This is a genomic window from Serratia sp. CC22-02, from assembly GCF_900182895.1.
GTDB lineage: Bacteria > Pseudomonadota > Gammaproteobacteria > Enterobacterales > Enterobacteriaceae > Serratia > Serratia nevei.
In genome coordinates this window covers 400,086-419,104 of record NZ_FXUD01000004.1, presented here as the reverse complement: position 1 = coordinate 419,104, position 19,019 = coordinate 400,086, and the positions used below count along the sequence as shown (strand labels likewise).

The window sequence follows — 19,019 nt, the reverse complement described above, 5'->3', positions numbered from 1 at the left end:
CTATTTGATTCGTTATGTGATTTGCTGCACAAATTCCTCGCAATTTCAGCGTGAATTGATTTTTATTTGCCCAAGCTCAACGTCATTTCAGCATCAACGCCATCAGCGCCTGCGCGGCGGCGGTCAGCGGCCGCCGGCGGTGATGCACCAGCCACACTTCGGTGGTGGCGTCCGGCTCCGCCAGCGGCAAATAGCGCACGCCGTCCACCCGCACCCGGGCAAATGAGGCCGGCAGAATCGACACCCCTAACCCGGCGGAGACCAGCCCGATGATGGTCATCGCTTCCCCCACTTCCTGGGTGATGTACGGGGTAATGCCTGCCTTGCCGAGCAACAGCAGTATTTCGTCGTACAGCGCGGTGCCCACTTCGCGCGAGAAGAACACGAACGGCTCCTGCGCCAGATGTTGGAAACGCAGCGCGCCGCCGGGCGTTTCCGCCAGCGGATGCCCTTCCGGCACCACCGCCACCAGCGGTTCACGCAGCAGCAGCTGGTAGTGGAGCGCCTCCGGCAGCCGCGTGTTGCGCATTACCCCCAGATCCAGCTCACCGTTCAGCAACGGCTCGATCTGCTGTTTGGTGTTGATTTCGCGCATTTTGATGTGCACCTGCGGAGACTGCTGACGGAAAGCGCGCAGGCTGCGCGACACCACGCCGATGAAGGGCGCGGAAGAGGTAAAGCCGATGGTCATTTCCCCCAGCTCGCCGCGATCCAGACGCGCCGCCTTTTCCGCCGCCCGTCCGACCTGATCGAGCACCTGATAGGCTTCTTTGAGGAACATCTCCCCGGCCTGGGTCAAACTGACGTTGCGGTTGTTGCGCGCCAGCAGCCGCGCGCCGACCATCTCTTCCAACGCCTGGATTTGCTGGCTGAGCGGCGGCTGGGAGATCCGCAGCCGTTCGGCGGCGCGGCCAAAATGCAGCTCTTCCGCCACGGCGATAAAGTAACGCAGGTGTCTCAATTCGATATTCATATTTAAAACGTCTTAATTTGAATTATTAATATATTAGACAAAAAATTCGCCGCTCCCTATCATTTTGTTATCTGTAAAGTGTCTGTTTATCTCCCCGAAGTTCGGTAAGGAAACGCTGTGACAACCCCTGTGCGTTCTGCGGCCGCGATGCCGTCGACGCTGGCCGCCAACGATGACGCGGCCGCTGCGCCAAAAGTAAAACGCTCCACCCTCAACAACAAACTCCCCTATATCGAACGCGGCACGCCGCAGTTTATGCGCGTGACGCTGGCGCTGTTTTCCGCCGGGCTGGCGACCTTCGCGCTGCTCTACTGCGTGCAGCCGATCCTGCCGGTGCTGTCGCAAGATTTCGGCGTATCGCCGGCGGAAAGCAGCCTGTCGCTTTCGGTCTCCACCGGTCTGCTGGCGATCGGCCTGATGTTCACCGGGCCGCTGTCCGACGCCATTGGCCGCAAGTCGGTGATGGTGGTAGCGCTGCTGCTGGCGGCGGTCTGCACGCTGATCTGCGCCTTTATGACCAGCTGGCACGGTATTTTGCTGATGCGCGCGCTGATCGGCCTGTCGCTGAGCGGCGTGGCGGCGGTCGGCATGACCTACCTCAGCGAAGAGATCCACCCCAGCTTCGTCGCCTTCTCAATGGGGCTGTACATCAGCGGCAACTCGATCGGCGGCATGAGCGGCCGCCTGGTGACCGGGGTGGTGACCGACTTCTTCTCCTGGCGCGTATCGCTCGGGGTCATCGGCCTGTTCGCCCTCGCCGCCGCCTGCATGTTCTGGCGCATCCTGCCCGCCTCGCGGCATTTTCGCGCCAGCTCGCTGCGCCCGCGCACCCTGCTGATCAACTTCAAGCTGCATTGGCACGATAAGGGCCTGCCGCTGCTGTTCGCGGAAGGTTTCCTGCTGATGGGCAGCTTCGTCACCCTGTTCAACTACATCGGCTATCGCCTGCTGGCGGATCCTTACCACCTGAGCCAGGCGATTGTCGGCCTGCTGTCGGTGGTATACCTCACCGGCTCCTACAGCTCGCCCAAGGCCGGCGCGCTCACCTCGCGCTTCGGGCGCGGCCCGGTGCTGCTGGCCTCGATCGTGATTATGCTGATCGGGATTCTGATTACCGCGCTGCCGCAGGTGCCGGCTATCTTTATCGGCATGATGCTGTTCACCGCCGGTTTCTTCGCCGCCCACTCGGTGGCCAGCAGCTGGATCGGCCGCCGTGCGCGCCGCGCCAAAGGCCAGGCGTCGTCGCTGTATCTGTTCTGCTATTACGTTGGCTCCAGCGTAGCCGGCACCCTCGGCGGCGTGTTCTGGCACAGCTTCGGCTGGAATGGCGTGGCGGCGTTCATCAGCCTGATGCTGCTGCTGGCGCTGCTGGTGGTGCATTACCTGAAGCGCCTGCCGGAAGCGGCCCGCCTCTGAAAAGAAAAAGCCGCGGCGATTTGCCGCGGCTCGTCATGCCAGTGCCTGTGATTATTGACCGGTTTTCCAGCGGGTGCGCAGGTACTCCACCGCCTTGTCCGTTTGCGGCTCAGTCAAATAACGTTGCCGGAACAGAATGGTTCCCCCCATTCCCGGCAGGCTCTCGTTGAGATCCAGCTGCCTTTTCAGCTCGGGAACGCCGCCGTCGACGGTCCAGGCCGGCTCGCTGGCGGCAGGCGTACCCACTTTATACAACGCCACCCCGGCATAGAGCCGAACCGGCGTGCCTTTCACCACCTCGGCCCACCAGTGGGCCAGCACGTCGTAGCGGACAATTTCACGATCAAAAGGCCAATACAGCTGCGGCGCGATGTAATCGAGCAGCCCCAGTTTGACCCACTGGCGCGTATCGGCATAGGCCGTATCGTACGATGGCGCGCCGGCCCGCGTCGCCGAGCCGGCAGGATCGTCCGCCTGGTTTCGCCATACGCCCGCCGGGCTGACGCCAAACGCCACCGCGGGCTTCAAGGCTCGCACGGTGGCTGAAACCTGTTTTATCAATTGCAGCGTGTTGTCCCTGCGCCAGGCGGCTTTGTCTGCAAACCCTTTGCCGTATGCGCGATACGTTCGTTCATCATCCAGCGGCGATTGCGGCGTTTCGTAATAGAAATAATCGTCAAACTGAATGCCGTCGACCTCATAGTTTTTGACAATTTCGGTCACCACGCTGGTGATCCAGTTGCGCACGTCGGGCAGACCGGGATCGAGCACGAAGCGCTCGTTGGCGGTGCGAATCCAGTCGGGATGCAGCGCATAGACGCTGGCCGGCGGCGACTGCAGCGTATGATTAAGTGCGTCAATCGTTTGTGGGCGGGTATTCATAGAAACCCGATAGGGATTCAGCCAGGCATGCACTTTGATGCCGCGGCGGTGCGCTTCTTGCAGCATAAAGGCCAGCGGATCGTAACCCGGATCCTGGCCCACGGTGCCGGTCAAGACTTCTGACCAGGGCAAGATATTTGAGCGCCACAGGGCCGTGCCGTCCGGTTTAACCTGAAAATACACCGCGTTAATCCCGGTTTTCACCATGTCGTCCAGCGCGTCCGTCAGCCCCTGTTTCTGCAGGCGAACCCGCTCTTGCGCGGTTTCCGCTTTCAGGGAGGCCGCCGGCGGCCAGTCCAACCCAATAACCGTGGCCAGCCAGATGCCCCGCATCGGTGTAACAGGCGGTGTCGGCTGTGCAGGTTTCTCCGGTTCGGGGGGCTTGGCGCATCCGCTCACGCCGAGCATTGCGGCCATCAACAGCCATCCGCCTAATTTTGTTGCGCCTGTCGGCATTCTGGTTCTCCTTCCGTGAGTGACGGTTATCCCATGTCGTTGCGTGCAGAGCAAGAAACGGCCCGATTTCTCAGTGCTATTTCGCTGCCGGCGCCGCCCTGTTCAGACGACGCCGGTGTCCTTATCCCATTACCAGCTCAGCCCCGTGCCGCGAGGGAACGCCACCTTGCCCGTATTGGTTTCCACATCGTAGTCATGCCAGGTATTGACCGGCAGTTTGCCCTGCGGTTTGATTTTGCCCGTCAGCACCTGCGCCAAAGAGACCATCGAAGGGCCACGCCACACGCCGCTGTCATAACCGTAATAGGAATAGGTGGCGACGGCCGCCTCCACCTCGGCGGCATAGTTCACGATATCGTAAGGTGCGCGCAGTGAGAGGTGAACGCGTTTCTTCCCCTGCTCGGCGGCGTATTTCAACCAGCCCGGATAAGGGCTGCTGTCATTGCTCGCTCCGGTTGCGGAGGTAACGACCCCATCCTGTTCAGCCGGCGTAAAGCGGGTTGATAGGGTTCCGAGCAAGAACACGTCGCAGCCGGCAATATGTTCCCTAACCTGGGCGTCGCTCAGCTCCGTTTCCTTCGCGGCAACGACGTTCTGATACCCCTCCTGCGCCATCACGCGCGCAATGCCGCTGGCTTGCTCGCCCCACGGCGTCAGAATAAAGTAGCGCAGCGCCTTGTCCTTTAACGGCAACAGGCTGTGGCGGTTGATCACCACGGTAATGGAACGATCGGCGATGCGTTTTTCCAGCTTGTGCGCTGACGACGCAACGTCGTTGGAACACGGCCTATCGCTATGGTCCATCAGGCTATGGCGTAATTTCAGGCGCAAAATTCGCTCGACCGAGGCATCGATATCGGCCTCGCTGAGATGCCCCGTTTTCACTCTGTCCGCAAGGTACCGGATCAACGCCGGTAGCAGGCTCGCCTGGGCCGGCGAGGCGATGCTGACAGGCATCAAAGCAATATCCACCCCGGCGGCAAAGACGTTTTCAGCCGCTGCTTGCTGGCTGAAATGCTCGGCAATCGCGCCCATATCCAGCGCATCTGAAATCGTTACGCCCGCATACCCCAATTCATTGCGCAGGATCTGGGTCTGAATTTCATGCGACATGGTGGCCGGCACCGTGATTTTTTCACCGCTGCGGGTATCTATCTGGCGGTTATCCAATGCCGGATACTGAATATGCGCGGTCATGACCATGTCCGGCGCCACGCAGCGATCGATGGCCTGCTTGTAAGGGGCGATATCGATGGCAAAGGCCTCTTCCCGCGTGCGATCGACGCGCGGCAGGCCGGTATGTGAGTCGGTGGAGGTGCTGCCATGGCCGGGGAAGTGCTTATACGCGGTGATCAGCCCCTGGTGTTTCATGCCCGCCACCATTTTCTCTGCCAGACGAGAAACGGTGTTCTTATCATCGCTGAAGGCGCGAACGTTAATCACCGGGTTGAACGGGTTGGTGTTGACATCCACGACCGGGGCAAAGTTGGTATTGATATGCAACGCGCGCATATCCTGAGCCATCAGCTTGCCCTGTTCAACGGCGAGCTGTTCATCCGCTCCCCCTTCAATCGCCGCCGCCAGCGCCATATTGCCGGGGAATGAGGCATAGTCGCCGCGCGGCAGCCGGAAAACGTTACCGCCTTCGTTATCCGTGCCAATAAACAAACGAATGCCCGCGTGGGTTTTCATCGCGGCATACCAGGCCGTCAACGTGTTGATCTGCTGCTTGTCTTTCAGATTATTGGCGAACAGGATCACCCCACCCACGTGGTTATCGGCGATCAGCTTGCCAATGGCTTCATCGGGGACGGTCATATCCTGATTGCTGCTACCGTTCCGATCCCAGTAGCGAAAATCCAGCATGATTTTTTGCCCGATCTTCTCTTCCAGCGTCATGTTTTTGACTTTCTGTTTAATATCCACAGTGAACCTCCGTTTAAAGCACCCGTTAATGACAGAAGAAAAGATAACCCCAAGGGCTCATAGCGTCCTGCCATTCTGTTTGTTCCAGTGATTGGACAACGGCGATCGGAAAATGGATTAAACAAAACGCAAACAAACAGGAGAAAATCCATCAATGAATCAAAACACTACGCATACCGGGTGTATTACGTGCCCTGCCGTAGAGGCCGCTATGGCGCATTTTCCGCTGGTAAGCCGGGTGGCCGGTGAAGCTGCCGTCGGCTCAGGGGCCGATGTTGCCCCCAGTCCGCCACTCTTCTATAGTATGTTGTAACTAATATAGGAGCATGCGATGAGCAGATACGATGTAATTGGCCGGATGAACGCCTGCTTTACCGAGCTGGAGCAGGCGCTCGGCGCGCTGCAGCAGCAGATCGCCCCGCTGCGGTTGCTGGCGGCGCGGGTGTTCAGCCTGCCGGAGGTTGAAAAAGGTCAGGAGCATCAGGCTATCTCGCATATCGCGGTCGAACAACATGTGGGGCAAGCAGCGCGCGATCTGGCGCTGGAGCATTATCAGCGGCTATTCATCCACCATAACCGGGAGAATGTCAGCAGCAAGGCCGCCGTGCGCCTGCCCGGCGTCATCTGCCTGGCGGTGGAACAGCCGGAGTATCAGGCGCTGCAAACGCAGCTGGCGCTCATCAACCGACTGAAGGGCGAACTGGAACAGATTATCACCGTCGATTCCGGCCTGGCGCCGGAGCAGCGTTTCGAGTTCGTGCACACCCATCTGCACGGGCTGATTACCCTCAGCGCCTATCGCACCCTCACCGCCCTGACCAATCCCGACTCCGTGCGCTTCGGCTGGGCCAACAAGCACATCATCAAAAACGTCAAGCGGGACGACATCCTGGCGCAGCTGGAGAAAAGCCTGAAAGCCGGCCGTGCAGTGCCGCCGCACAGCCGTGAACAGTGGGCTGCCCTGGTCAGCCGCGAGATAGACGACGTCAGCCGCCTGCCGCAGCACGCGACGCTGAAAATCAAGCGGCCGGTCAAAGTGCAGCCAATCGCCCGGGTGTGGTATCAGCAGCAGCAAAAACAGGTGCAACACCCCTGCCCGCTGCCGCTGATCGCCCTGTGTCAGGCCGAGAGCGGCGCCACAGTGCCGAAGATTGGCGAGCTGCTCAACTACGACGTCGACGCGGTGAAACACCGCTACAAACCCGACGCCCGGCCGCTGCGGCTGCTGGTGCCGCGCCTGCACCTGTATACCGACGACGCTACTCGCTGAGGGCATACACCCGCAGGCGATGGCCGTCCGGATCTCGCGCCACGAAGGTGTAACCGAACTCCATCTCGGTCGGCGTTTGCTCAATCGGCAGCCCGAGTTCGCGCCACTGGTTATAGCGCGCCTCGACCTCTTGCGGATCCTGGCACAAAAAGCCCAGTTCACCGCCGCCGCCGGTCAGGGTCGCCGTAGGTTTTACCCCCTGTTTGGCCCACATCCCCAGCTTGAAGCCGTTGTTGAGCACGAACAGGGCGAAGCCGGGGGAAAGCTCTACCGGCGCCTGTCCCAGTAAACGTTGATAAAAGGCAGCGCTGTTCAGCGGGTTGTCGACGTAAAGCAGGGTCATGCTGGGAAGGGTCATCGGTCTGTCCTCTGGGTGATGGGAACCGGCCGGTTCCCGATAGGCACAGACTAAGGGGTGCGACTGACAGTTTATGGCAGCAGCGTGCCGCTATTGCTCCGCAATGCCCTCGCTGAGGCGCCACTCTTTCAGCAGCAGCCGCCGGCCGCGCGGATAGCGCTGTTCCAAAGGTGTAGCGGCCTGAATGCGATCGAGGCGAAAATGGCGAAACGCCTGGCGCAGCTCGCACCAGGCAACCAGCATCTGGAACTGGTCGAAAAAACCCAGCGCAAAGGGCCACAGCAGGCGTTCGCTGCGCTGCCCCGCCAGATCGAGATAGTCGATATGCAGCTTGCGCTCGCGGCGGATGGTGTCACGGATCAGCACCCGCATCGCATCCGCCACCGGCGGCGCCTGAACCGGCGCGATCAACAGCGTGTTGGCCTCCAGCTCCTCCCGCAGCGCCGGCGGCAGCACGTCGGCGATCTTGGCCAGCGCCTGGCCCGCCGCACTCGCCAGCTGGCTGTCGCCGCGGCGGCTGACCCAGCGCATCCCCAGCACCAGCGCCTCTGTCTCTGCCTGCGAGAACATCAGCGGCGGCAGCATAAAGCCGGGCCGCAGCACATAGCCGACGCCCGCCTCGCCGACGATCTCCGCCCCCTGCTGCTGCAGCGTAGCGATATCGCGGTACAGCGTGCGCATGCTGATGCCCAGCGTTTGCGCCAGCGCATGGCCCGCCACCGGATAACGGTGGCTGCGCAGCAGCTGCATCAGATCGAGTAAACGTTGTGCGCGCGACATCTTGATTTCTCCATAAAAAAGGGGCTTACCTCAGTAAGCCCCCGGTTGCCTCACAGATCAATCATTTCTGCATGCTGCCGACCATCGCTTCCGGCCGCACCCACTCGTCGAACTGCGCGTCGGTCAGGTAGCCGAGCTTCAGCGCCGCGGCTTTCAGCGTCAGCCCTTCCTTGTGCGCTTTCTTGGCGATTTCCGCCGCCTTGTCGTAGCCGATGTGGGTGTTGAGCGCCGTCACCAGCATCAGCGATTCGTTCAGCAGCTGGGTGATGCGATCGCGGTTCGGTTCGATGCCCACCGCGCAGTGCTCGTTGAAGCCCTGCATGCCGTCGGCCAGCAGGCGAATCGACTGCAGGTAGTTGTGGATCACCATCGGGCGGAACACGTTCAGCTCGAAGTTGCCGGAAGCGCCGCCGATGTTCACCGCCACGTCATTGCCCAGCACCTGGGCGCACAGCATGGTCATCGCCTCGCACTGGGTCGGGTTAACTTTGCCCGGCATGATGGAGCTGCCCGGTTCGTTCTCCGGGATCGAAATCTCGCCGATGCCGCAGCGCGGGCCGGACGCCAGCCAGCGCACGTCGTTGGCGATCTTCATCAGTGAAGCCGCCAGCCCTTTCAGCGCGCCATGCCCTTGCACCAGCGCGTCGCAGGTCGCCAGCGCTTCGAACTTGTTCGGGGCGGTGACGAACGGCTGATGGGTCAACTCCGCCAGCGCTTTGGCCACGCGCACCGCGTACTCAGGATGGGTGTTCAGGCCGGTGCCGACCGCCGTGCCGCCCAGCGCCAGCTCGGCGATGTGCGGGATACTGTCTTCGATGTGCTTCAGGTTGTGCGCCAGCATCGCCGCCCAGCCGGAGATCTCCTGCCCCAGGGTCAGCGGCGTGGCGTCCTGCAGGTGGGTGCGGCCGATTTTGACGATGTCGCGGTAGGCTTCGGCCTTGTCGCTCAGCGTCTTGTGCAGCACTTTCAGCTCGGGGATCAGGTGCTCGCGCAGCGCAATCACCGCCGCCACGTGCATCGCGGTGGGAAACACGTCGTTGGAGCTCTGGCTTTTATTGACGTCGTCGTTCGGGTGCACCTTGCGCTCTTCACCGCGCACGCCGCCCAGCAGCTCGCTGGCGCGGTTGGCCAACACTTCGTTCATGTTCATGTTGGTCTGGGTACCGGAACCGGTTTGCCAGATGGACAGCGGGAACTGATCGGCATGGCTGTCCGCCAGCACTTCGTCGGCGGCGTTGATGATGGCGGCGCCCCGCTCGGCCGGCAGCAGCCCCAGATCCACGTTCACCTGCGCAGCGGCGCGCTTGGTCAACGCCAGCGCATGGATCAGCGCGGTCGGCATCTTTTCGGAGGAAATGCGGAAATGCGCCAACGAGCGCTGGGTCTGCGCGCCCCACAGCTTGTCGGCCGGTACTTCGATGGGGCCCATAGAGTCTTTTTCGATACGAACGCCTGCCATCATTGTCTCCTTAGCATAATTCCTAAAATTGTAGGGTTAGGCCGACGCGCTCCCCCCCGTCGGCACGCACTCCCAGTATAGTGACATAATAACTATTCGCATTAAGAGAGTTATCTCACAGCACGTTTCATCTCTTTTACTCCTTCATGACGCGGTTATTTGCCGCCGGTTAACCCGCGCCAAAATAAACGGCCGGGCATGCCCCGGAGAATACAAGCGTGGGTCACGATTAACGCGGATGACGCGAATTAAAATTATTGATGCGCTGGGCCTGTAAATGATTGAGCTCATCGATGCGTTGCTGCTGCAGATGATTGATTTCGTCGTAGGCGTCCTGCCGTTCATTATGGCGATAGGCCCCGGTCGCCACCGCGCCGGCGGTGAGCGCCAGCGGATGGGCCGCGGGCGCGATCGCGGCGGGAAGCACGACCGGCGCGGGTGCAACGACGATCGGCGCCGGCGCGATCACCACAGTGCGCGGCGCGGCGTAAGGATAGGTGACAATCACCGCCGCCTGGGCTGCGCCGGTGCAAAGCCCCAACAGCAACAACAGTTTTTTCATGCAACAGACCTCTGGTTTCGTTAAATCGACTCGTTAGCCCTTACGGTAAAGAGGTCTGGCGCGCCGGTTTAAGCTCGGCGTGTGATCGCCCCGCGCAGCGCGAAAATAATAATAAGGGAATGGCTCAGACGGTAAAAAATAAATTCAGCCGACATATTTTGACATGCTGAAAAATAAATAATGAGGCAGGATGCCCGGGCTATCGGCAATAACCCCATTGCCCCAAAGAATAATCGATTAGCGGCTTTTGACGGCCGCCTTGAGGCCCAGTGCGCCATTTGAGGCGCCGATCGTTATCACGTTATACTTTGGCCCGTTGCCGGGCGCGACGTTATCCGGCGTTATTTTGATCGCGCCCATGATTTTTCCCGCCGACGCGGGCGTATGATGGTCGTCGGCATAGATTAAGTTAATCTTATAAAATCAGTGAGTTATTGCTATGCAGTGCGGCAATGACGCAGAAGGACGTTTATCGACATGCAAAAAATGACCAACGCGGTACAGAATTACGCCTGGGGCAGCCACGATGCGCTGACCCGTCTTTACGGCATCGCCAACCCCGATAATCAGCCGATGGCCGAACTGTGGATGGGCGCCCATCCCAAGAGCCCTTCCCGCGTGCCGGGCGCCGATGGCGCACTGCGTTCGCTGCGCGAGCTGATCGATGAAGACCAGCCAAAGCAACTGGGCGCCGACGTCGCCAGCCGCTTTGGCGAGTTGCCGTTCCTGTTTAAAGTGCTGTGCGCCGATCAACCGCTGTCGATCCAGGTCCACCCGAGCAAAGCGGCGGCCGAGATCGGCTTCGCGAAAGAGAACGCCGCCGGCATCCCGCTGAGCGCCGCCGAACGCAATTACAAAGACCCCAATCACAAGCCCGAGCTGGTGTTCGCCCTGACGCCGTTCCTGGCGATGAACGGCTTTCGCGAACTGACCGATATCGTTTCCCTGCTGCAGCCGATCGCCGGCGCGCACCACGACATCGCCACCTTCCTGCAGCAGCCGGACACCGCGCATCTGTCCACCCTGTTCGCCAGCCTGTTGACCATGAGCGGCGAGCAAAAGTCGCTGGCGCTCGGCGTGCTGAAAGCCGCGCTCAACAACCAGCAGGGCGAGCCCTGGGATACCGTGCGCTTTATCGCCGGCTTTTATCCGGACGACAGCGGCCTGTTCTCACCGCTGCTGCTGAACGTGGTGCAGCTCGCGCCGGGCGAAGCGATGTTCCTGTACGCGGAAACGCCGCACGCCTACCTGAAAGGGGTGGCGCTGGAGGTGATGGCCAACTCGGATAACGTGCTGCGCGCGGGCCTGACGCCGAAATTCATCGACGTGCCTGAGCTGCTGGCCAACCTGCAGTTCCGCCCACAGCCGGCGTCCGGCCTGCTGACCCAGCCGGAGCAACGCGGCAACGAGCTGTTCTTCCCGATCCCGGTGGAGGATTTCGCCTTCTCGCTGCACGATTTAACCGCCGCGCCGCAGGCGCTGGCGCAGCGAAGCGCGGCCATCGTGTTCTGCGTCGCCGGCGAAGCGACGCTGGAAAAATCCGGGCAACGCCTGACGCTCAAACCGGGCGAATCCTGCTTTATCGGGGCTTTCGAATCCCCGGTCAACGTCAGCGGCAGCGGCCGCATCGCCAGGGTTTATAACCAGCTGACCTAACCGTTGATAAATTTCAGCAAATTGCTTGCTGAAAGCGAGAGCTACCCCCACAATTAAACGCCTGCGGGCGTTTTTTGTCGGCCCCTATTTGCCCCTCCCGCGCAACGGAGGGTGATAAGAAAAAAGGATGAAACAGAGCTATGAAAAAATCGTTAGTCGCTGTCAGCGTCATTGTGGTTCTTGGCGCAGCATGGACCGGGGCATCCTGGTACACCGGGAAACTGATCGAGCAGCACATGGGCGAAGTCGTCGACAACGCCAACGGCCAGCTGAAAGCTTACCTGCCGAAAGCCGGCGTGAAGCTGAGCTATGAAAATTACCAGCGCGGCCTGTTCAGCAGTAAAGTGCGTTATGTGCTGCGTTCCGACGGCACGGATACCAGTGAAAACGCGGCGCTGAAAGCCGGTGAAGAAGTGGCGTTCCTGGAAACCATCGATCACGGCCCGTTCCCCTTCGCCCAGCTGAAAAAATTCAATCTGCTGCCGAGCATGGCGTCGGTGCATACCGAGCTGGAAAATACCCCGGCGGTGAAAGGTCTGTTTGACACCACCAAAGGCAAATCGCTGTTTACCGCCGATTCGCGCATCTCTTACAGCGGGGACACCTCGTCTGCCATCGACATCATCCCGCTGGACTACCAAAAAGATAAGTCTTCGCTGAAATTCAGCGGCGCCACCATTAACGCTGACGTGTCCAGCGATCTGAAAAAATTCGTGCTGGACGCCAATAGCGACAATATCGTGTTCGCCAGCCCGAACGAATTCGGTCAAAACGAGCAGATCACCTTCCAGGGCTTCAACCTGAAAGGCAACAGCAACGAGAGCAAGTTCGGCGTGAAGCTCGGCGATCAGACGATGACGCTGAAGCAGTTCAAACTGACGATCGACGGTAAAGATACCGTGGCGTTGGACGGTTTCAACCTGGTGAGCAAGTTCGGCGAGCAAGGCAGCAGCAACATCGGCGGCCAGATCGACTACACCATGGACGCGCTCAAGGTGCAGGGCAACGACTTCGGCGCCGGCAAGCTGGCGCTGAAAATCGACAACGTCGACGGCAAGGCGCTGAAAGACTTCGCCGACAGCTACAACCGCCAGACCATGGCGCTGCTGCAACAGGGCGAGAACCTGGATCCGGCCGTGTATGAGCAGCAAAACGCCGAACTGCTGCAAAAGAACCTGCCGCTGCTGCTGAAAGGCAACCCGAGCCTCAGCATCGCACCGCTGAGCTGGAAAAACAGCAAGGGCGAGAGCACCTTCACGCTGGATCTGGCGCTGACCGATCCGAGCAAGGCCGCTTCCCCGGCACAATCGCCGGATCAGCTGATCGCGCAGGCGGTTAAAAAGCTGGATATCAACCTGACCATTCCGGAAGCGATGGCTACCGAAGTGACCGCGAAAACCGCGCTGTTGCAGGGTTACAACGAGGAAGACGCGCAGAAACTGGCGCAGCAGCAAGTGCAGGGCCTGGCGGCCATGGGCCAGATGTTCAAGCTGACCACCCAGAAAGACGGCGTGATCGCGAGCACGTTCCACTATGCCGACAATCAGGTTGACCTGAACGGCAACAAAATGTCGCTGCAGGAGTTCATCGGCCAGTTCGGCCTGCTGGGCGCCCCGGCGGAAGACGGCGAACCGGCGCAGGATGCACAACCTGCTCCGGCACCGGCGCAGTAAGCGTTTGAAAGCCTGATCAAGGGCCCCCTGCGGGGCCCTTTTTATTTACGCCGCGTAAACCGCATCGCGGATCTGCTGCGGATAGCGGCCGCACATGCCCTCAAACGCGGTGTTGGTCAGTATCACCACGCTCAGCTGCGCCTGTGGGTCAAAGAACCAGCTGTGGCCGTAAACCCCGCCCCAGGTCAGCGTGCCGGCATGCTGCGGCGTCTGTGCCGCTTCTGCGTCCACCAGCAGCGCCCCGCCAAAACCGAATCCCCAGCCCGGCCCTTGCGTTTGCGCCTGCGCGCCCACGTGCGGGCTGCGCAGCAACGCCACCGTGTCCGGCTGCAAAATGCCCTGCCCGCCGCTGCGTAATGCCTCCACCAGCTTCAGCACGTCGTCGGCATCGCCGACCATGCCTGCGCCGCCGGAAGGATAGGCCCCGGCGTTGAGCGCCCGCATCGGTGAAAACAGCACCTCGCCCCCCGCCATCTCCTTCGGCAGTGCCACCCGCAGGCCTTCATGCATGCGCTGCGGCCCTTGCGGGGTGTTGTAATACGGCGTCGCCAGGTTCGCGGCGTCCGTCGCATGGAACGCGGTATTGCCTAGCCCCAGCGGCTGCGCCACCCATTCGACAAACAGCTGCGGCAGCGGCATGCCCGTCACCCGTTCCAGCACCGCACCAAGCACGTCGATCGCCAGCGAATAGTTGAAGCGCTCCCCCGGCGCCGACAGCAACGGCGCCTGCGCCAGCAGCCGCAGGTTTTGCTCCAGCGTCAGCGTCGACAGCTCCACGCCGTCCTGGATCCCCAACTGATGATAAACGCCCGCCGGTGGTTGGTTCAGCCGGTAGTCCAGCCCCGCGGTATGGCTCAGCAAATGACGAATCTTGATCGTCGGGCGCCGGCCGTCGGCGAGCGCCGGAGTAAACCACGGCAGCCACTCGCTGACCGCGTCGTCCAGGCTCAGCTTGCCCTGTTCGATCAGGCGCAGCGCCGCCAGCGTGGTATAGGGTTTGGAGACCGACGACAGCCGGAACTGCGTTTCTCGCCGCATCGGCCGCCGCGCTTCGCGATCGGCATAGCCGGCCGCCCCGGCGTAACAAATCTCGCCCTGCCGCGCCACCAGCACCACGCTACCCACGATGCGCCCTTCGGCCATCGCCTGTTGATCGATCGCCGCGATCCGTTCTGTTAACGCCCGTTGTTCTGCCGACATGATTTTCATCTCGCGAATGGAAAGTAAAATCAGTCTAAAAGGTTCGTCATAAATTAAAATAAGGCATAATTTAATGAATCATTAAGCACAGGTTATTGATAGATGAGTTCACTCCTGCAGCTGCTGCCCTATTTCGAAGCCGTCGCACGCCTGGGCAACTTTACCCGCGCGGCCAGCCAGCTCGGCGTCACGCCGCCGGCGGTGTCGCAAAACATTCAGGCGCTGGAGAATCAGCTGGGAGTGCGGCTATTTCACCGCACCAGCCGCTCGGTGCGCCTCAGCGACGAGGGCCGGTTGTTCTATCAGAAGGTGTCGCCGGCGATGAGCCAGATCGACGTGGCGGCGGACGACGTGCGCGCCCTGGGCGCACAGCCGGCGGGCCTGCTGCGCATCACGCTGCCGCAGCTGGCCGCCTCGCTGCTGGTGATGCCGCACCTGGCGGAATTTCAACGGCGCTATCCCGACGTGCAGCTGGAGCTGTTTACCGAAGACCGCTTTTCCGATCTGGTGCTGGGCAGTTTCGATGCCGGCATTCGCATGCACGCCATGCTGCAAAAAGACATGATCGCCGTGCCGATCGACAACGGCCAGCGCCGGGTGCTGGTCGCCTCGCCCGACTATCTGGCGCGTTGCGGCGTTCCGGCCACGCCGGACGATCTGCCTGCTCACCACTGCCTGCGCTACCGTTTCCCCGGCAGCGGCAAACTGGAACCCTGGTATTTTAGCCTGGGCAACGATGAACGCGCGCTGGACGTCAGCGGCAGTTTGATTTTTAACGAAGATCGGCTGATCAAGGATGCCGCGTTGGCGGGCCTGGGTATCGCACAGCGTTTTCAGGGCACGGTGTTGCAGGAGCTGGCGCAGGGGCAACTGGTGGAAGTGCTGCCGGGTTACGCCAGCGAAGCGTCGGGCTTTTTCATCTACTTTCCCGCCGGCAAGCATCTGCCGCTCAAGCTGCGCGCCTTTATCGATTTCATGCGCGAGCGGCGTGAACGGCAGCACCGGTGGTAGGGGCGCCTCGCCGACGCCCCTGACCGTCAGCGCTTCTCCAGCGCCTGGATGATGTGGTAAGCCGCTTCGACGCGATCGTCGTTCGGGAACCACTTGTTGGCCAGCATCACCACGGCGATATTCTTCGCCGGGATAAATACCGCGTAGGTGGAGAAACCGCCGGTGGAGCCGGTTTTGTTATACCAGCCGGCGCGCAATTCCGGCTGCGGCGGCGTGATGGCGGTAGCCGGCGTGCCGTTCATGATCATCCCGGCGTTGTTGCCTTCAATCAAACGCGACAGTTTCACCGGATACGGGTAGTTCTCCCACATCAGATCCTGCGTGAACGCGCCCGCCTTGTAATAACCGACGTGCGTCGCGGCCAGCGCGTCGCGCCACGGCTGCGCTACCTTCACCTGCTGCAGGTTGGCGTCCAGATAGCGAATCAGATCGCGGGCGTTGGACTTGATGCCGTAAGACTCGGCGTCCAGCGGGCCAGGATTGACCCTCACCGGCTTATCGTCCTTGCTGTAACCCTGCGCATAGTTGGCCATCTGCGCCGCCGGCACCTGCACGTAGGTGTGGCTCATGCCCAATGCCGGCAGCATCCCCTGTTCCATCGCCTGGATAAACGGCTGGTCGAGGCTCTTGGCGGCGATCATGCCCAGCATGCCGATGCCGAGGTTGGAATAGACGCGGTAGCTGCCCGCCGGGTGCTTCGGCTGCCAGGCCCGGTAGTAGGCCATCAGCTGGGCGTTGTTGGTCACGTCGTCCGGCACGAACAGCGGCAGGCCGGAGGTATGCGTCGCCAGATTCAGCAGGCTGACGCCGTCGAAGGCGCTGCCGCGCAGCTCGGGCAGGTAGTGACTGGCCGGGTCTTTAAACGACAGCTTGCCCTGCTGCTGCGCATAGACCGCCAGCGTCGCGGTGAAGGTTTTGCTCAGCGAGCCCACTTCAAACAGCGTCTGCTCGGTGATCGGTTTACCAGTCTGCTTCGAGGCGACGCCATACGGGTAAATCTGCTGTTTGCCGTCGACCGACACGGCGATCGCCATGCCCGGCACGCCGTATTTTTTCATCAGCGGCTGAATAACGGCGTCGATATCCTGCTGCTGTGCGGCGTGCGCGGTCGGCAGGATCAGTGCGGCGATCAGCGCGGCCGCCAGGCGGTTCATTTTCGTCATGATAGAAGCTCTTAGGTTGCAGGGCATCGGCCGCGGCCAAAAGTTTTTATTGGCGTTATATACGGCGCTTTCCCTGATTGATGATGTCATTCCTTTACGGCTGCCGTGACACTCTGAGCAGCCGCGCCAAATATCGGATTTTGCCGCCGGGTTGACAAGCGATAATAATTTCAGCCAGCATAAAGAAAAACTTATGGCTATCGACAATGCGCAATCGACTTCCCCTCAACGCCCTGCGGGCGTTCGAATCCTCCGCTCGTCACCTGAACTTCACCCGCGCCGGTCTGGAGCTGCGCGTCACCCAGGCCGCCGTCAGCCAGCAGGTGCGCATGCTGGAAGAACAGCTGGGCATTCAGCTGTTCCGCCGCCTGCCGCGCGGGCTGGATCTGACCGAAGAGGGCCAGGCGCTGCTGCCGGTATTGAGCGACGCCTTCGACCGCATCGAGGCGGTGCTGCAGCAGTTCGAAGGCGGGCATTTCCACGAGGTGCTGACGGTGGCGGTGGTCGGCACCTTCGCCGTCGGCTGGCTGATGCCGCGGCTGGCGGCGTTCCGCACGGCGCACCCGTTTATCGATCTGCGGGTGCTCACCCACAACAACCTGGTCAATCTGTCGGCCGACGGCATGGATTTCGCCATCCGCTTCGGCGAAGGGCTCTGGCCCGCCACCTGCAATATCAAGCTGTTCGACGCGCCGCTGACGGTGCTCTGCCCGCCGGCGGTCGCCGCGCGCCTGCGCACGCCGCAGGATCTGCAGCACGAGCAGCTGATGCGCACCTACCGCAAGGATGAATGGGAGCGCTGGTTCGCGGCGGCACAGGTGACGCCGTGGCGGATCAACGGCCCGGTGTTCGACTCGTCAAGGCTGATGGTGGAAGGCGCTATCCAGTGCGACGGCGTGGCGCTGGCGCCGGTCAGCATGTTCCGCCGCGAACTGGCCGCCGGCGCGCTGCAGCGGCCGTTTGCCGCCGAGGCCGCGCTCGGCGCCTATTGGCTGACCCATTTGAAATCGCGGGATCTGACGCCGGCGATGAAAACCTTTATCGGCTGGATCCGCCGGGAGGCGGAAGAGGAACAGCGGCAGGGCTAGGCGGAACCGCGCCGGATCAGCGTCGGCGGCAGAATGACGTTCTGCGCCGGCAGGTCGGCGTCACCGATGCGCTGCAGCAGGCGCGCGGCGGCGCTGCGCCCCACTTCCCGCGCCGAGCTGGAGACGAAGGTCAGCGGCGGCTCGGTCAGTTCGGCTTCCGGCACGTCACCGAAGCCGATCAGCGCCACCTGCCGTCCGTAGTAGGCGTCTACCCCGTCCGAACCGATGCTGCGGCCGCTGCGCGCCAGGCCAAAATAGGCGCCGAGCGCCACCGACGCCTTGTGGCAGACGATGGCGGTAATGTTCGGGTAATGGCGCAGCAGTTGCTCCGCCGCTTCCGCCGCCTCACGCTGCCGGCAATCGCACTCGACGATCCATTCACTGCGAAACGGCAGGCCGTACTGCACCAGCGTGGCGCAAAAGCCGCCCAGCCGCTCGGCGCGCGTCAATGAATCGCTCTGGCCGCCGAGGTAGGCGATTTGGCTGTGGCCGCGCTTGATCAAAAATTCGGTGGCCAGCTTGGCGGCCTGCATGTTGTCCGGCCGCACCACGTCCACGCCATCGAGACCGCTGGAGCGCGCCACGCAGACCAGCGGTACGCCCTGCTCGGCCGCCTTCTCCTTCAGGCCCGCCGCCGCGCGAATGCCGCCCGCCAGCACGATGCCGTCGACGCCCTGCGCCAGCAGCGCGTCAAACGCCCGCTGCAGGCCCTGGCCGTCGCGCCCGCTCTGCGTCAAAAACAGCAGCTTGTCGTGCGCCTCCAGCGCTTCGCTCAGCCCGGCGGTCATTTCGGCATAGAAGGGTTCGCAGATGTCGCGCAGAATAAGGCCAATCACTCCGGACTCCCCGCCGCGCAGCGTCGCCGCCTGGCGATTGCGCACGTAGCCCAGCTGCTCTATCGCCTGATTGACCTTCTCGACGGTGGTCGGCGAAATGCGCCCCTTGCCGCTCAACACCAGGGAAACCGTGGTGACCGACACGCCCGCCTGCTGCGCCACATCGGTGATGGTGATTTTTTTGATGCTCATAGTCTCTGCGAACCCGTTCCTGGGCAACCCGCCGTAATGATCAAGGGTATACCGAATCCGTTAGCTCAGTAAAACGTTTTACTGCCTGCCGCATTGTCGCCAAAAACCGGGCGGCAGA

General features: G+C 61.5%; 17 protein-coding genes. 6 read left to right on the top strand and 11 right to left on the bottom strand.

All coding sequences use genetic code 11. The features are described 5' to 3' along the window. Positions 1-82: 82 nt before the first annotated feature. The gene (locus tag QOL81_RS16685) at positions 83-973 is read right to left on the bottom strand and encodes a LysR family transcriptional regulator (protein WP_047727629.1); all 891 of its coding nucleotides are present in this window, start codon (positions 971-973) and stop codon (positions 83-85) included. 147 nt (positions 974-1,120) lie between these two features. Between QOL81_RS16685 and QOL81_RS16680 the strand changes: the two genes are divergently transcribed. Continuing rightward, on the top strand, positions 1,121-2,389 hold the full coding sequence (locus tag QOL81_RS16680) for an MFS transporter (RefSeq protein WP_197757869.1): 1,269 nt from the start codon (positions 1,121-1,123) through the stop codon (positions 2,387-2,389). A gap of 51 nt (positions 2,390-2,440) precedes the next feature. Here QOL81_RS16680 and QOL81_RS16675 read toward each other — a convergent pair whose 3' ends face one another. Both QOL81_RS16675 and QOL81_RS16670 read right to left on the bottom strand, forming a co-directional pair. Then, positions 2,441-3,727 carry a glycoside hydrolase family 10-like protein gene (locus QOL81_RS16675; RefSeq protein ID WP_502950667.1) on the bottom strand — a complete coding sequence of 429 codons (1,287 nt, stop codon included), beginning with the start codon at positions 3,725-3,727 and terminating at the stop codon, positions 2,441-2,443. A 129-nt stretch (positions 3,728-3,856) separates the two neighbouring features. Then, positions 3,857-5,653, bottom strand: coding sequence for a glycoside hydrolase family 3 protein (locus QOL81_RS16670; protein WP_060419105.1), 1,797 nt, complete (start codon positions 5,651-5,653; stop codon positions 3,857-3,859). A 331-nt stretch (positions 5,654-5,984) separates the two neighbouring features. Here QOL81_RS16670 and tus point away from each other — a divergent pair, with 331 nt between their 5' ends. Beyond that, complete coding sequence (gene tus / locus QOL81_RS16665; protein ID WP_038873930.1) at positions 5,985-6,923, top strand: DNA replication terminus site-binding protein; 939 nt, start codon at positions 5,985-5,987, stop codon at positions 6,921-6,923. Here tus and QOL81_RS16660 read toward each other — a convergent pair. The 5 genes from QOL81_RS16660 to QOL81_RS16640 form a co-directional block, all read right to left on the bottom strand. Next, positions 6,913-7,281, bottom strand: a complete 369-nt coding sequence (locus QOL81_RS16660; protein ID WP_060419106.1) for a VOC family protein — start codon at positions 7,279-7,281, stop codon at positions 6,913-6,915. The genes tus and QOL81_RS16660 overlap by 11 nt on opposite strands. A 90-nt stretch (positions 7,282-7,371) precedes the next feature. Beyond that, on the bottom strand, positions 7,372-8,061 hold the full coding sequence (locus tag QOL81_RS16655) for a helix-turn-helix transcriptional regulator (RefSeq protein ID WP_060419108.1): 690 nt from the start codon (positions 8,059-8,061) through the stop codon (positions 7,372-7,374). A 61-nt stretch (positions 8,062-8,122) separates the two neighbouring features. Further along, positions 8,123-9,520 (bottom strand): class II fumarate hydratase, encoded by a 1,398-nt coding sequence (gene fumC, locus QOL81_RS16650; protein ID WP_060419115.1) that lies wholly within the window; start codon positions 9,518-9,520, stop codon positions 8,123-8,125. Between the two features lie 229 nt (positions 9,521-9,749). Then, a complete protein-coding gene (locus tag QOL81_RS16645; RefSeq protein ID WP_283439934.1) occupies positions 9,750-10,082 on the bottom strand; it encodes a hypothetical protein in 333 nt (110 codons plus the stop codon). Positions 10,083-10,319: 237 nt separating this feature from the next. Then, the gene (locus tag QOL81_RS16640; RefSeq protein WP_255359321.1) at positions 10,320-10,442 is read right to left on the bottom strand and encodes a hypothetical protein; all 123 of its coding nucleotides are present in this window, start codon (positions 10,440-10,442) and stop codon (positions 10,320-10,322) included. A gap of 117 nt (positions 10,443-10,559) precedes the next feature. Here QOL81_RS16640 and manA point away from each other — a divergent pair, with 117 nt between their 5' ends. Together manA and QOL81_RS16630 are read left to right on the top strand one after the other, a co-directional pair. Next, positions 10,560-11,738, top strand: coding sequence for a mannose-6-phosphate isomerase (gene manA, locus QOL81_RS16635; RefSeq protein ID WP_060419119.1), 1,179 nt, complete (start codon positions 10,560-10,562; stop codon positions 11,736-11,738). Between the two features lie 140 nt (positions 11,739-11,878). Continuing rightward, positions 11,879-13,411 (top strand): YdgA family protein, encoded by a 1,533-nt coding sequence (locus QOL81_RS16630; RefSeq protein WP_060419122.1) that lies wholly within the window; start codon positions 11,879-11,881, stop codon positions 13,409-13,411. Between the two features lie 45 nt (positions 13,412-13,456). Here the strand turns inward: QOL81_RS16630 and QOL81_RS16625 are convergent, their stop codons facing one another. Further along, positions 13,457-14,611, bottom strand: coding sequence for a serine hydrolase domain-containing protein (locus tag QOL81_RS16625; RefSeq protein WP_060419721.1), 1,155 nt, complete (start codon positions 14,609-14,611; stop codon positions 13,457-13,459). A gap of 102 nt (positions 14,612-14,713) precedes the next feature. Between QOL81_RS16625 and QOL81_RS16620 the strand changes: the two genes are divergently transcribed. Then, a complete protein-coding gene (locus QOL81_RS16620; protein ID WP_225528848.1) occupies positions 14,714-15,622 on the top strand; it encodes a LysR family transcriptional regulator in 909 nt (302 codons plus the stop codon). Between the two features lie 26 nt (positions 15,623-15,648). Here QOL81_RS16620 and blaSRT read toward each other — a convergent pair whose 3' ends face one another. After that, positions 15,649-16,785: an SRT/SST family class C beta-lactamase gene (blaSRT, locus tag QOL81_RS16615; protein ID WP_060440035.1), complete on the bottom strand. Its 1,137-nt coding sequence runs from the start codon at positions 16,783-16,785 to the stop codon at positions 15,649-15,651. A 206-nt stretch (positions 16,786-16,991) separates the two neighbouring features. On the opposite strand from blaSRT, the gene QOL81_RS16610 reads away from it, so the two are divergent. Beyond that, complete coding sequence (locus QOL81_RS16610; protein ID WP_049196838.1) at positions 16,992-17,873, top strand: LysR family transcriptional regulator; 882 nt, start codon at positions 16,992-16,994, stop codon at positions 17,871-17,873. Here QOL81_RS16610 and QOL81_RS16605 read toward each other — a convergent pair. Then, entirely contained in the window at positions 17,870-18,901 is a 1,032-nt protein-coding gene (locus tag QOL81_RS16605; RefSeq protein ID WP_047727638.1) for a Mal regulon transcriptional regulator MalI, read from the bottom strand. The genes QOL81_RS16610 and QOL81_RS16605 overlap by 4 nt on opposite strands. Positions 18,902-19,019 lie beyond the last annotated feature (118 nt).